Source organism: Janthinobacterium sp. GW822-FHT07A03, assembly GCF_058798815.1.
Genome location: NZ_JBXAKW010000006.1, coordinates 120,492 through 133,872, shown reverse-complemented (window position 1 = coordinate 133,872; position 13,381 = coordinate 120,492). Strand labels below are relative to the sequence as shown.

General features: G+C 65.0%; 16 protein-coding genes. 5 read left to right on the top strand and 11 right to left on the bottom strand.

Annotation, left to right across the window (positions count from 1 at the left end):
- Positions 1-25: 25 nt before the first annotated feature.
- From AC1RJW_RS18045 to AC1RJW_RS18005, 9 genes are all read right to left on the bottom strand, one after another.
- On the bottom strand, positions 26-448 hold the full coding sequence (locus tag AC1RJW_RS18045) for a DUF4019 domain-containing protein (protein ID WP_493046203.1): 423 nt from the start codon (positions 446-448) through the stop codon (positions 26-28).
- A 96-nt stretch (positions 449-544) separates the two neighbouring features.
- Positions 545-910 (bottom strand): hypothetical protein, encoded by a 366-nt coding sequence (locus tag AC1RJW_RS18040; RefSeq protein ID WP_493046202.1) that lies wholly within the window; start codon positions 908-910, stop codon positions 545-547.
- Positions 911-935: 25 nt separating this feature from the next.
- On the bottom strand, positions 936-1,733 hold the full coding sequence (gene phnE, locus AC1RJW_RS18035) for a phosphonate ABC transporter, permease protein PhnE (protein ID WP_493046201.1): 798 nt from the start codon (positions 1,731-1,733) through the stop codon (positions 936-938).
- Positions 1,730-2,542 carry a PhnE/PtxC family ABC transporter permease gene (locus AC1RJW_RS18030; protein ID WP_493046501.1) on the bottom strand — a complete coding sequence of 271 codons (813 nt, stop codon included), beginning with the start codon at positions 2,540-2,542 and terminating at the stop codon, positions 1,730-1,732. The genes phnE and AC1RJW_RS18030 overlap by 4 nt, the downstream gene beginning before the upstream one ends.
- Before the next feature lie 17 nt (positions 2,543-2,559).
- Complete coding sequence (locus tag AC1RJW_RS18025; protein WP_493046200.1) at positions 2,560-3,372, bottom strand: phosphonate ABC transporter ATP-binding protein; 813 nt, start codon at positions 3,370-3,372, stop codon at positions 2,560-2,562.
- A gap of 67 nt (positions 3,373-3,439) precedes the next feature.
- Positions 3,440-4,309, bottom strand: a complete 870-nt coding sequence (locus tag AC1RJW_RS18020) for a putative selenate ABC transporter substrate-binding protein (RefSeq protein ID WP_493046199.1) — start codon at positions 4,307-4,309, stop codon at positions 3,440-3,442.
- 26 nt (positions 4,310-4,335) lie between these two features.
- Entirely contained in the window at positions 4,336-5,400 is a 1,065-nt protein-coding gene (gene selD / locus AC1RJW_RS18015) for a selenide, water dikinase SelD (RefSeq protein WP_493046198.1), read from the bottom strand.
- Between the two features lie 45 nt (positions 5,401-5,445).
- Complete coding sequence (gene mnmH, locus AC1RJW_RS18010) at positions 5,446-6,537, bottom strand: tRNA 2-selenouridine(34) synthase MnmH (protein WP_493046197.1); 1,092 nt, start codon at positions 6,535-6,537, stop codon at positions 5,446-5,448.
- A gap of 79 nt (positions 6,538-6,616) precedes the next feature.
- Positions 6,617-7,759: an FAD-dependent oxidoreductase gene (locus AC1RJW_RS18005; RefSeq protein ID WP_493046196.1), complete on the bottom strand. Its 1,143-nt coding sequence runs from the start codon at positions 7,757-7,759 to the stop codon at positions 6,617-6,619.
- Positions 7,760-7,848: 89 nt separating this feature from the next.
- Here AC1RJW_RS18005 and AC1RJW_RS18000 point away from each other — a divergent pair, with 89 nt between their 5' ends.
- Entirely contained in the window at positions 7,849-8,532 is a 684-nt protein-coding gene (locus AC1RJW_RS18000) for a TetR/AcrR family transcriptional regulator (RefSeq protein ID WP_493046195.1), read from the top strand.
- Here AC1RJW_RS18000 and AC1RJW_RS17995 read toward each other — a convergent pair.
- Positions 8,529-9,218: an LrgB family protein gene (locus AC1RJW_RS17995; RefSeq protein ID WP_070288450.1), complete on the bottom strand. Its 690-nt coding sequence runs from the start codon at positions 9,216-9,218 to the stop codon at positions 8,529-8,531. The genes AC1RJW_RS18000 and AC1RJW_RS17995 overlap by 4 nt on opposite strands.
- Positions 9,215-9,673, bottom strand: coding sequence for a CidA/LrgA family protein (locus AC1RJW_RS17990; protein ID WP_493046194.1), 459 nt, complete (start codon positions 9,671-9,673; stop codon positions 9,215-9,217). The genes AC1RJW_RS17995 and AC1RJW_RS17990 overlap by 4 nt, the downstream gene beginning before the upstream one ends.
- 103 nt (positions 9,674-9,776) lie before the next feature.
- Here AC1RJW_RS17990 and AC1RJW_RS17985 point away from each other — a divergent pair, with 103 nt between their 5' ends.
- The 4 genes from AC1RJW_RS17985 (at position 9,777) to AC1RJW_RS17970 (ending at position 13,110) form a co-directional block, all read left to right on the top strand.
- Entirely contained in the window at positions 9,777-10,685 is a 909-nt protein-coding gene (locus AC1RJW_RS17985; protein ID WP_493046193.1) for a LysR family transcriptional regulator, read from the top strand.
- A 26-nt stretch (positions 10,686-10,711) separates the two neighbouring features.
- The gene (locus AC1RJW_RS17980) at positions 10,712-11,530 is read left to right on the top strand and encodes a glutaminyl-peptide cyclotransferase (RefSeq protein ID WP_493046192.1); all 819 of its coding nucleotides are present in this window, start codon (positions 10,712-10,714) and stop codon (positions 11,528-11,530) included.
- 81 nt (positions 11,531-11,611) lie between these two features.
- Positions 11,612-12,466 carry a hypothetical protein gene (locus AC1RJW_RS17975; protein WP_493046191.1) on the top strand — a complete coding sequence of 285 codons (855 nt, stop codon included), beginning with the start codon at positions 11,612-11,614 and terminating at the stop codon, positions 12,464-12,466.
- On the top strand, positions 12,463-13,110 hold the full coding sequence (locus AC1RJW_RS17970; protein ID WP_493046190.1) for a hypothetical protein: 648 nt from the start codon (positions 12,463-12,465) through the stop codon (positions 13,108-13,110). Before AC1RJW_RS17975 ends, AC1RJW_RS17970 begins: the two co-directional genes overlap by 4 nt.
- Positions 13,111-13,381 lie beyond the last annotated feature (271 nt).

The following is a 13,381-nucleotide window of genomic DNA, read 5'->3' as shown; positions in this document are numbered from 1 at the left end:
GGAGCGAGTTAGTCAAGGTGGATGACTAGCCGTTGATGTTATACCCGGAAACTTTCCAGCCAGAACCTTTTTCGAGTACCGTCGTGATGGTTTCCAGTACGTTGGCCTTGTTTTCGTACTGGCTCACATAATCGATAACGATCTTGTCCACCCCTGGCTTGCCAGCCGTCGCCTTTTGCAGCGCAGCCGACTTCAGCTTGCGCGACTTGAACTCGCCCAGCGGCCAGTGCACGGCGGTGATGACCATCTTCCAGCCTGATTTCGACATTTCGCTGCGCAGCGCTGCGGCACTGGCGTCCCAGGTACCGGCGTCGTCGCCCGCATCCATGTGCTTGAGCCAACTTTCCGCGGCAATTTTGGCAGCCGCCACTTCCTGCGCTTCTTGCGCCATAGCAGGCAGGGACGTCGACAAGGCAACGGCAATACATACGGAAGCGAGGATTTTCATGACGGCTCTGGAAAGTAGTGAACAGTCTGCAAGATTATCCTGAAGGCCCGGTCCGGCAAAGCTCTTTTTAAAAAGGCGGGTGTGCGCGTAACGTGTCTACGACTGGTCCCACACTTCGATGGTCAATAACTGTCCCGGCGCGCAGGCGGCGATGCGCTCCCCGTGCACGGTGATGCTGCCGGGCCAGCCCGTGAGCTTGTCTTGCGGAAATTCTGCATCCTGCGCTTCGGCGATGCCCGCCTGCAGCAGGGGCGCGATGACGTCCGCCGAGGCCGTGTAGCGGTTGGGAAAACCGTTGAACGTCAGCTGGGTCGCCTTGCCTTGCTGGCACAATTGCGCGATCCAGTCCACGCCGACCAGACCCGCTTCCCAGCTGGCGAGAAACGCTTCCTTGTTGACTTTCGTCATATCGGCCATCTGCTCCGGCGTTTCCGTCGAGATAATCGTCCACCAGCCTGACATGGGCATTCCTTGTGAAAAGTGAAAATCAACGGGTCATGGCGCGGCGCAGCAGGTAGCTGAGGCCATCGACGGCGGCCACCATCAGCAGCATGGCGACGATGACGGTGGCGGCGTTCTGCATCTGGAACAGCGACAGATGGTATTTCAGCATCTGCCCCAGGCCGCCCGCGCCGACGACGCCGAGGATGGCGGCGGCGCGGATATTGTTTTCCCAGCGGTACAGGGTGTAGGACATCATCTGCGGCCCGCACTGCGGCAAGGTCGCATACAAAAAGGCCACGGCGGGCCGGGCGCCATTGATGCGCAAGGTGGCGGCCGGCAAGGGCGGACAATTTTCGAAGGCATCGGCAAACAAGCGCCCCAGCACGCCCACCGTGTGCAGGGCCAGGGCCAGGGTGCCCGCGAACGGACCCAGGCCGGCGGCGATCAGCAGGATCGAGGCCCATACCAGTTCCGGGATCGAGCGCAGCACATTCAACACGGCGCGCGTGGCGTTGCGCGCCAGGCTGCCGAAACGCCCGCTGGCGGGCAGGGCCAGCAGCGCGCCCAGGATAGCGGCAATCACCGTGCCGATGGCCGACATGGCCAGGGTCTCGAAGGTGGCCACGCCGACTTTCATCAGGAAGGGGCTGGCCAGCTCGGGCGGGGCAAAGCCGTGCAGGAAATCGGCGCTCGTGCGCACGGCGTCGGCACTGAAGAATTCTCCCCATTTCAGGGGCAGGGTGGCGAAGCTGGCGATGACCAGCAGCAACAGACCGGCCAGCAAGGCCCAGGTCGACCAGCGCACGGGGGCAGGTGTGGGCAACATCGGTTCCGTCTTCATGCCAGCCTCCGGCGCAGCATGGCGGACACGGCGTCGGCGCCCGCCACCAGCAGCACGAACACCATCAGCATGCTGGCCAGCTCATTGCCTGCCATCATCTTCATCGATTCATCCATGCGCTGGCCCAGGCCACCCGCGCCGACAAAACCCATGACGACGGAGCCGCGGATCGCGCATTCCCAGCGGTAGATCGTGTACGAGACCAGTTCGGCGGCCGATTCGGGCAGGGCGCCGTACAGCAATGCCTTTAATCTGCCGCTGCCGTTGTGCAATAGCGCGTTGCAGGCGGCGGCGTCCGACGATTCGAGGATTTCCGCATACACCTTGCCCAGCATGCCGCAATACGTGAGGGCGATGGCGATCACGCCGGCCGTCGGCCCCAGTCCCACGATGCGCACCAGCAACAATGCCCAGACCAGCTCCGGCACGCTGCGCAGCAGTACCAGCAACGCGCGCACGCAATGGCGCACGCTGGCGGCCAGCGGTGAAACCTTGCCGGAGCCGATGCGCGAAATCGACAAACGCTCCGTCACCAGCAAGGTCAAGGGAATGGCGCCCAGCATGGCCAGCGCCATGCCGGCCGTGGCCATGGCGATGGTTTCCCAGCTGGAAATGGCCACCAGCTGCAAAAATTCCAGCGAGTGGGCGGGCGGCACGAAGCTGGCGATGAATTGCCAGGTGGCCGCCAGGCTTTGCGCATCCCAGAGTATCCACGGCTTGAACTCGGCCTGCACCAGCATCGGCCACAGCACGAGCAGCACGATGGCAGCCCCGGTCAGGCGGCCGCGCCAGGCGGGGTCGCGCGGCATGGCGGCGTCGGCGCTCTTCAGCAAAGGGGCCTCGCGGCGTCCAGGTTCGCCTCCACCGCCTCGAACTGGGGCGCCGGATCGGCCTTGTTGCGGTACAGCTCGGCGATCATGGCGTCGCTGACCTCGGCGCCAGGCAAGTCGAAGACGATCTTGCCGTCACGCAAGGCAACGATGCGCGTAAAGCAGGCGCGCGCGATCTCCACCTGGTGCAGGCTGCAGATCAGGGTGGCGTTGCGCGCCGTCGCTTCCGCCTGCAGCACATGGATCGTTTGCAAAGCGAGGGTGGGGTCGAGCGCGGACAGCGGTTCGTCGACGAGGAACACTTGCGCATCCGACACCAGCGCGCGCGCCATGCCGCAGCGCTGGCGTTCGCCGCCGGACAGGCGGTCGACCCTGGCGTACAGCTTATCCTGCAGGTTGAATTTGCCCAGCGCTTCCCACGCGGCGCGGGGGTCGACGGGCGCCAGCAGCGAGCGCATCGCCGTCCACAAGCTCCATTGCGGCAAGCGGCCCGCCAGCACCGCGTTGACGACGCGCTGGCGCGGCGGCAAGGGCGGCGTTTGCGGCGCCAGGAACAAGCGCGCGCGCAAGGCGTGGCGTTCGCCGTTGGCAAGTTGCCAGGGAGAACTGCCGAGTATGCTCAAGCTGCCGGACTCGGGGCGCAGCGCGCAGGCCAAGGTGTGCAGCAGGCTGGTCTTGCCGGCGCCGGAAGGGCCGATCAGGGCGATCTGCTCGCCCTGGGCCACGTCCAGGTCCACGTCGCGCAGGGCCAGCGCATGGCCGGCGGCGCCCGCGTGGTGGACGCAGACCTTGTGAAGTTGGAATGTCATGCGATGTTTCGGTATGGGGGAGTGTGCCGGATGCGTCCGCAGGACGTCATCCGACAAGTTTCAGCAATTACTTCAACAACTTGGCATCGCGCGCGGCCGCTTCGATATCCTTGTAGTTCTCGGCCTTGGTCGGAATGAACTTGGTCGCGCGCTGCAGCTCCAGGATTTCCTTGCCTTCGGCCGTCGATGGGTCCAGCGCCAGGAAGGCGTCCGTCAGCTTCTTGCGCACGACGGGATTCATGTCGGCGCGCACGCTCCAGTTGTAATCGTAGTAGCCGGGCGTCGTGTAGAACACGCGCACCTTGGCTGGATCGACTTTTTTCGTTTCGACCAGCTTTTCCCACACGGAAATGTTCAAGGTGCCCGCATCGACCTTGCCGCCGGCGACGGCGGCCACGGTGGCGTCATGCGCGCCCGAGAATGCGATGCGCTTCATGTCCGTGTCCGGGTTGATCTTGGCGGCCAGCAAGTAGTAACGGGGCATCAAGTGGCCCGAGGTCGACGATTCCGAGCCGAACGTGAAATTCTTGCCTTTCAGGTCAGACAATTGATTGATGTCCTTGCTGGTGGTCACGAACACGGAGCGGAATTTCGTGTCTTCCTCGCGCTGCACCAGCGGCACGATCTTGCCGCCGCTGCGCACGTTGGCTTGCACGAAAGTAAAACCGCCGAACCAGACCATGTCGAGCTTGTGATTGATCAAGCCTTCCACGGAGGCCGCGTAATCGGTGACGGGCGTAAATTCCACCTTCATGCCCAGCTTTTTCTCCAGGTAGCTGCCCAGCGGCTTGAACTTGCGCTGCAATTCCGTCGGCGCTTCGTCGGGGATGGCGGACACGCGCAACACTTGCTGCGCCTGCGCCAGGCCGCTGTGGATGGCCAGGGTGGCGGCGACGGTGGCCAGGATGGCGGGGAACTTGTTGGAGAACGTGGTCATGGGACTGCCTTTGAAAAAATTGTTCATTAAAATACGGAAACCCCGGTACTGCCTTCCTGCATCTCGCCGATGACGACGGCGTCGCCAAAGCCTTCGGCGCGGAAAATCGCCAGCACTTGCTCGACGGCTTCCGGCGCGCAGGCCACCAGCAGGGGGCCGGCCGTCTGCGGGTCCGTCAGGATCGCCTTGTCGATGGCGCTGAGGCTGTCGGCCAGCGCCACTTGCGCGCCGTAGCCCTGCCAGTTGCGGCCCGAGGCGCCCGTGATGTTGCCATTCTGCGCCAGTTGCTGCACTTGCGGCAGCAGCGGCACGTCATCCATGGCGATGCGCGCCTGCAACTTCGCGCCGCGCGCCAGTTCCAGGGTGTGGCCCAGCAAGCCGAAGCCCGTCACATCCGTCAGCGCATGCACGCCGTCGAGCAGGGCCAGTTTCTTGCCCGGGGTATTCAATTTGGTGGTGTTGTCGATCAGCGAGGCGTAGCCGTCCGCGTCGAGCGCATTCTTCTTCAGCGCGGCCGACAGGATGCCCACGCCGATCGGCTTGCCCAATACCAATTTATCGCCGGCGCGCGCGCCCGCGTTGCGTTTGACCTGCGACGGGTGGACCAGGCCCAGCACGACGAGGCCGTAGATCGGCTCAACGGAATCGATGGTGTGGCCGCCCGCGATGGGGATGCCGGCCTGGGCGCAGATGGTTTCGCCGCCTTTCAAGATGAGGCCGATGGTTTCCACGGGCAGCTTGTTGATCGGCATGCCGACCAGGGCCAGCGCCATGATAGGCGTGCCGCCCATGGCGTACACGTCGGAAATGGCGTTGGTGGCGGCGATGCGGCCGAAGTCGAACGGATCGTCGACGATGGGCATGAAGAAATCCGTCGTGGCGATCAGCGCCTGCTCGTCGTTGAGCTGGTAGACGGCCGCGTCATCGGAGGTTTCTATGCCGACCAGCAATTCCTTCGGCAGGGGAAAGCCGCCGCTGCCCTTTAAGATGTCGGCCAGCACGCCGGGCGCAATCTTGCAGCCGCAGCCGCCGCCATGGGCAAATTCGGTCAATCGGATGGGTGTATTGGATGTTGCTGCGCTATCGGACATGGTCGTCATCCTGCTGAAAAAGGTCACTAAAAGCTGCGCCGGCGCTTACGCGGCGCTGGCGGTACGGGGTTCGCCGACGATAGCACATAATGCACGCGCGGCTTGCTCAAAGGCATGTTCTGAAATATCGGGCAAGACCAGCGGCGTCGCCTGGGCGTAGCGGCTGAAGTTGCGGGCGATCGATTGCCGGTAGACGGGGTCGTAATGCTGGACCAGCAACTGTTCCACCAGCTCGGCCATCTGGCCTGCCGTCGCCAGCTGCTGCCAATGGGCAATTTTCTCCTTGCCATGCAGCTGCGTCAACAGGGCCAGCTGCACGTTCAGGCGCTGTGCATCGCCGACGAAATGCGCATAGTCCTGCATCAGCAATTGCACGCGCTGGGCCGTGGCCAGCCGCACGTCCGTGCAGGCGGCCGCGCGCATCTTGTCCATCAGCGCGTCGGGCACGCGCACGCGGCCCACTTTCTTGCTTTCCGATTCGATGAAGACGGGCAATGCCGGGTCGAACTGGCGCAATTGCTGCCACAGCGCGCTTTCGAACGCCTTTTGCGACGGCTGCTCTTCCTCGGGCAAGCCGCCCAGCACGGAACCGCGGTGCGCTGCCAATTGTTCCAGGTCGATCACTTGCGCGCCTTGCCGGTCCAGCACTTGCAGCAAGCGGCTCTTGCCGCTGCCTGTCGGACCGCATAGCACGTTGATGAAATCGAAGCGCTCGGGCAGGGTGGCCAGTTCGGCGTTCACGTGGCGCCGGTAATCCTTGTAGCCGCCGTCGAGCTGCGTGACGGGCCAGCCGATGCGCGCCAGGATGTGCGCCATGGCGCCGCTGCGGTTGCCGCCGCGCCAGCAGTAGACGAGCGGCTTCCAATGCTGCGGATGAGCGAGGAAACCGTCTTCGATATGCCGCGCGATATTCTTCGCCACCAGCGCCGCGCCCAGCTTCTTCGCCTCGAAGGCACTGGTCTGTTTATATAAAGTACCGACGCGCACGCGCTGCTCGTCGTCGAGCACGGGCAGGTTGATGGCGCCCGGCAAGTGGTCTTCCGCGAACTCGGACGGGCTGCGCACGTCGATGATGGCGTCGAATTCGTGCAGGCGTGGCAGGATGTCGCTGAAGGGAAGGACTGCGGGGTATTTCATCGTGGCGCGGCTGCTTGGAATGGGGAAAGACGTATTATCCCCGATAAAGGCCGCCGGCGTGGGGCTTTGGCGCCGCCTTTCACACTGCGCGTGCCGGGCCGCCATCTTGCATGCCCGTGAAGAACCGCACCAGGCTATGCGGCGCGTCGTCGTCAAAGCACAGGCGCAGGATGCGTTCGGACTCCGCCGCGGCCGCGCTGCTGCGCGCAAACAGGGCCGTTTCATACGCCAGCAGGGCCGCCGCCACGTCGCTTGGGTGCGCGGCAAGCGCCTGCGCCAGCTCGGCGCCGTCCAGCATGGCCAGGTTGGCGCCTTCGCCGGCCGGCGCCATCAAATGGGCCGCGTCGCCCAGCAAGGTCACGCCCGCCGCGCGCTGCCAGCGGTGGTCGGCGGGCAGCAGGTGCACGGGACGGGGCACGGGCGGCGTGTCCGCGTCCGTGATCAGGGCCGTGAGTGCCGGCGCCCAGCCGGCAAACTGGGCGGCGATGGCTGCCCGCGCGGCGGCCGGGTCGGTAAAATCGATGCCGGCCAGCCACTCCACGGGTTTACTCAGGGCCACATACGCATGCAGCACGCCATCGGCTTCGCGGTGGGCCTGGATACCCTTGCCTGGCGCCAGCGCGAACAGGGCGCCGGCGCCCACGGCTTGCGCGCTGGCCGGATGGCGGCGGTCGCTGTCGAACAGATACGTTTCAATGAAAACAATGCCGCTGTAGGCGGGCTGCGCGCTGGAGAGCAGCGGCCGCACTCGGGACCAGGCGCCGTCCGCGCCTACCAGCAGGTCGCTGGCCGCCGTGGCGCCATGCGCAAAGCTCAGCATGTGCCTGCCGCCGTCCAGCGTTGCGATGCTGGTCAGTTTGTGGCCCCAGCGCACGCAGCCGTCAGGCAAGGCATCGAGCAGGATGCGGCGCAGCTCGCCGCGCGGCACTTCGGGACGCCCGCCCGTGCCATCGTCGCCCTCGTCGTGCAGGACCGTGCCATGCTGGTCGAGCACGCGGCTCGCTTCGCCGCCCGCATGGATGAGGGCGCGGAAGGCGTCATGCAGGCCGGCCGCCCGCAGCGCTTGCTGGCCGCTTTCCTCGTGGATATCGAGCATGCCGCCCTGGCGACGCGCCTGCGGCGACGCATCCGCTTCATACACGGTAGCGGCGATGCCGTGGACGTGCAGCACGCGGGCGAGCATCAGCCCGCCCAGGCCCGCGCCGATGATGGCGATATGCATGGTGATCCTTGAGGTGGTCTTCAAAATAGTAGTGGAACGCCGTTCCAGAAGAATTTTGCGGCAAGCCAGCATCTGTGTCAAGATAAGCGATGCCCCATACCGTAGCGAACCCACCACGACGCGCCGACTCGCTGACGCGCGACACCATCATCGACGCCGCCATCGCCCTGCTCGACACAGCGGGCGAGGGCGGCCTGACCTTCCGCGCCCTGGCCGCGCGCCTGGCCACGGGGGCGGGCGCCATCTATTGGCACGTGGCCGACAAGGAAGATCTGTTCACGGCCGCCAGCGACGCCATCGTCGCCCGCGCCATGCAGGCCGCCCCGCCCGGCGATACGCCGCAGGCGGGCATCCGCGCCGTGGCGCTGGCCATGTTCGAGGCCATGGATGCGCATCCGTGGCTGGGCTCGGCCCTGTCGCGCGCGCCGGGCCAGCTGCCCACCGTGCGCATCCTGGAACGCCTGGGCCGGCAGGTCGATGCGCTGGGCGTGCCGCAGGACCGGCAGTGGATGGCGGCATGCGCCTTGCTCAATTATCTGCTGGGCGTGAGCGGGCAGAATGCGGCCAATGCCGTCATTGCCCGGGAACAGGGTCTGGAGCGCGCGCATTTCCTCGACACCCTGGCGGGCGCCTGGTCACGCCTCGATGCGCAGGCGTTTCCGTTTGCCCGCAAGGTGGCGGGCCAGCTGCGCGCGCACGACGACCGCGCGGATTTCTTGGCGGGAATCGACCTGATCGTGCATGGCATGCAGGCGCTGCAAGGGGGCAGCTAGCCCAGCAAATGTCCCAGCAGCGGCGCCAGCAGCACCGTCACGACGCCGGAAAAGATCATCGTCAGGCTGGCCACGGCGCCTTCTTCCGTGCCGACCCGGCGCGCCACGGATAAGCCGAAGCCGTGCGCGGCCGCGCCATACGGGGCGCCGCGGGCGATGCGCATGCGCAAGGGCAGCAGTTTTAGCAGCGGCTTGCCCAGCATCAGGCCGAACAAGCCCGTCATCACCACGAAGATGCCCGTCAGCTGGGCCGAGCCGCCCATGTGGCGCGACGCTTCCAGCGCGAACGGCGTGGAGACGGAACGGGCCAGCAGGCTGCGCGCCATGTCGCCGTGCACGCCAAATACCCGGTCCAGCAGCAGGGTGGCGGCCACGGAGGCCACGATGCCGGCGCAGCTGCCCAGCGACAAGGCCAGCCAGTGCTTGCGGATCAGCTTGCGCTCCTGGAAGATGGGCAGCGCAAACGCGATGGTGGCCGGGCCCAGCAGCCACGGCAGCCAGCGCGTCTCGCCGAAATACGTGGCGAACGGGGTCGACGTGGCCTGCACGATGACGATCAATATCGCCGAGGTGCAGATGGCGGGCGTCAGCAAGAAGTGCGGGTGGCGGCGGTGCACGGCCTGGTTGGCGTAGAACAGCACCAGGGTCAGCAGCAGGAACAGCAGCGACAGCAGCAGGGTGCTCATGCGGCCGCCCTCGCGGCGCGCTGGCGCAGCAGCTTATTCAGGCGCAACTTGCGTTCATAGCGGCACACCCCTTCCACCGTCAGCGCCGTCGCCAGCATCACGCAGGCAAAGCCCAGGCCAATATTTACGAACAGCATCAAGCCCTGCGACTTCAACAGTTGCGTAAATTGCACCACGGATACGACCAGCGGTATGAAGAACAGCAGCATGTTGGCCAGCAGCCAGTTCGCGCCCAGTTCGATGGCGGCGGGGCGCACCCAGCCCGCCAGCAGCAGGGCCACCAGCACGAACAGGCCCACGACGCCGCCGGAAAACGGCAAGTGCAGGGCGGACGCGGCTGCGTCGGCCAGCCACCAGGCGGCGATCAGGATGCCCACTTGCCACGCGGTCTGCGCGGGCTGGCGCCAGACGGGGATGGAGAGTGGGGCGGCGGTGGAACAAGGGACGGCTTTCACGGCGGGCTTTCAAACGGATAGGGGAGGTTTTCATTGTAGTGAGCCCACATCAAAAGATAAAATGACTTAAACTCATGATTATCATTCTATTTTGGAATGCATCATGGATATCCGCTCCCTGCGCTACTTCGTCGAAGTGGTCGAACAGAACAGTTTTACGCGCGCGGCCAGCAAGCTGCACGTGACGCAGCCCACCGTCAGCAAGATGGTGCAACAGCTGGAGCAATCGCTGGACCTGGCCCTGCTGGACCGCGCCGGCAAGCGCTTTACCCTGACGGACGCGGGCAAGGTGGTGCTGTCGCGCGCGCATGAACTGCTGGCCCTGCATGCGGAACTGAAGGTGGAATTGCGCGACCTGCAACATCTGGAGCGGGGAGAACTGCGGGTCGGCGTGTCGCCGCAGACGCACTCGACCCTGGCGCCATGGCTGGCCGAATACCACCAGCGCTATCCGGGCATCGAACTGAAGATGTACGAAAGCGGCACGCAGGCCATCGAGCGCGACTTGCGCACCGGCACGGTGGAACTGGGCACCATGCTCGACTATCCGGGCAACGCGGCCACCTGGCAGGATTTCGAAGCCTTGCCCCTCGTGCGCTCGCCGCTGTGCCTGCTGGCCGCGCCCGGCTCGCCGTGGCACGGGCGCGCTGCCGTGGCCTTGGCCGAGCTGGCCGACAGCCCCTTCATTTTCTACGGCGCCGCGTTCGCCCTGAACGACATCGTGCAGGATGCCTGCCAGCGGGCCGGTTTCGCGCCGCGCATCACGGGCCGCAGCGGCCAGTGGGACTTTATTGCCTCGCTGGTGCGGCTGGGCGTGGGCATCTGCCTGCTGCCGAAGATGTATTGCGACACCCTGGAGCCGGCGCAATTTGACGTCATCCCCCTGGCCGGCCCGCCCGTGGAGTGGAATTTGATGCTGGCCTGGCGCCGGGGCGGGCGGCTGTCGTTCGCGGCGCGCGCCTGGCTGGAGCTCGTCAGGGCGCGCATGGCGGACGCGGCACGTTTACAATAGGCGAATCCCAACTTCCGCCCGACCCGATGAACATCAACGTCAATACCAGACTCAAACGCACGGCCGGCTCATTGCTGCTGGGATTGTTATGCACCGTGGGCCTGATGAGCGAAATGGGCTATGCCCAGGCCGCCCTTCCCGTGTATGGCTATTTCGTCAAGAACACCTATCCGCACGATCCCCAGGCGTTCACGCAAGGCTTGCTGTTCAAGGATGGCCATCTGTATGAAAGCACGGGCCAGAATGGCCAGTCCTCGCTGCGCAAGGTGGAGCTGACGACGGGCAAGGTGCTGCAGAAAAGCATGCTCGATAAAAACGTGTTTGGCGAAGGCATCACGGACGTGGGCGACGAGATCCTGGGCCTGACGTGGATTTCGCAGACCGGCTATGTCTTCGACCTGAAGACCTTCAAATTGAAACGCAAGTTCAGCTACCAGGGCGAAGGCTGGGGCCTGGCCAGCGACAATCAATTCGTCTACATGAGCGACGGCACGTCCGCCATCCGCGTGCTGAATCCGAAAACGATGGCCGAGGTGCGCCGCTTCGAGGTGAAGGCCGAGGGCCGCCCCATCGACCGGCTGAACGAGCTGGAAATGGTCGACGGGCAACTGTTCGCCAACGTGTGGGGCGCGGATGTGATCGCCCGCATCGACCCGGCCAGCGGCAAGGTCGTGGGCTGGATCGACCTGACGGGCTTGCTGCCGCCCGAGCAGCGGGGCACGGCCAATCCCGACGCCGTGCTCAACGGTATCGCCTGGGATGCACGGGGCAAGCGCTTGTTTGTGACGGGGAAACTGTGGCCGAAGCTGTTCGAGATCGAACTGATCGAAATCCAGCGCCGCTGATGTTTCCTATTGGACAGTATTGTTGGCGATGAATCGTCTATGATGGCGTTTCTTCGCCCAGCGCGACCTTGACAGGATGCCATGCTGTTCTTTCCTTTACACCGCCTGGCGGTCGCCGCCGCGCTGGCCGCCGCCATCGTGCCCGCCGCGCAGGCGCAAACATCATACGTGCCGGTGATGCAGCAATACGGCGACTTCGTCGTCACGCGTGACCGCCACGACGCGCTCGTCACCTTGTCGTTCCGCCAGCACGGCTATTGGCCCGGTGGCGCGCGCGAAGTGGTGGAGGTGCGCCCGCTGAAAGCGACGCGCGAGGGCCAGCCCATGCTGCTGGCCTTTACCAAAGGCTATACGGGCCAGGGCACCATCCTCATCGGCGTGCAGAATGGCGAACCGCTGATGCGTCCCATTAGCCCCCTGCAGCGCGACAGCATGGTGCGCACGGAGCGCGACCCCGAATGGGGCGTGCCGCAGCCGGGCCGCCCCGAGGTGCTGCTGTTTGCCCGCGACGGCCGCGCGCTCGATACGGACACGGGCGAGCTGCTGTGGTTTGACGTGGCTGGCGGCGTCACGGGCGATTACGCGCCCGCCATGCTGGTTTCCGTCTCGCCCGACGGGCGGCGCGGCGCGTATCTGACGAATGCGCTGACGAAGGTGGGGATCATCGTCGCCACGCGCGACGACGGCGTGGCCGGTGTGCTGGCCTTGCCGCCAGACACGTATCAACGGTGGCTGAAGCCCTTGTCGCAGGCCGCTTCCGCGCAGGCGGGCGCCGCCATCAAGGCGCGCCAGGGCCGCACGGATAGCAACCGCATCCGGCGCGAGCTGGAACTGGCCTGGTTCGGCCAGCAATTTCAATGGAAACAAGGCAAGGGCGGCTGGCAAGTGACGGGCTTGGGCCTCGCTTCCGCGCCGCCGGAAGGAAAACAGCCATGAGCTACCCTCAACTCATCGCCGGCTGCCTCGCCGCAGCCTTGCTGGCCGGCTGCGTGCACAGCGAGATCGCCCCCAGGGATTATCTGGCGCAGGACATCGACAAGAGCCAGGCCCTGGTGGAAGTGGACGTCGTCTTCGGGCAAGCGCCCGATGACAAGCTGACGTCGCGCACCACGTCCCGCAACAGCGTGGAGTACGGGGGCGCGCCGCATATCGTCGTGCCGTTCTACCAGAAGGGACTCGGTTTTGACCAGGGTTTCGCCGGCACCTACATGTTTGCCGTGCCTTATCCGATCGCCAAGGTGGAAACGGCCACGGCCAGCAGCCGCGTCTTCGGCCAGAAACTTGACGGCCAGCAGCCGGGCAGCCCGCGCTACCGTTTCCGCGTGCCGGGCAAGGCGCAGTGGAACAGCAATGAAACCTTCATGCTGAGCTTTGCGCGCAAGGGCCGCCGCGAAGAAATCACTTTCCGCTTCAGCAACGAGCAAAGCTGCCCGTCCGCCTTCCTGGCCACCACGCCACTGTATGGCTTTCCCATCAAGGTCGTCGCCACCTTCAAGGGCAATCAAGGCTGCCTGAAAGTGTGCGACAGCCGCGAGCAGTGGCCCGGCTTTTGCGCCTTCCAGCCGCCGCCGGCCGCCTGACTATCATCATGCAAGCGCCGCGCCGGCGTTGGACGGTGCGGCGCTTATACACGCGCGCGTTTTGCCGATTCTATTCAATTGTCATCGAATGGCGGCGTAAAACGCTTATTTATGCGCTGAAACCCCGGCTGAATTGACGCAGATCAATACCGCGGCCAGCGCATAAATCTTGCCGCAAAAATATCTTTCTCAGGCGTATGATTTCCGTGCCGTGAGCAGCGCACGCAGATGGCGCGGTCCGGCCCGATATCCGAAACGCATCCTTCCTGTG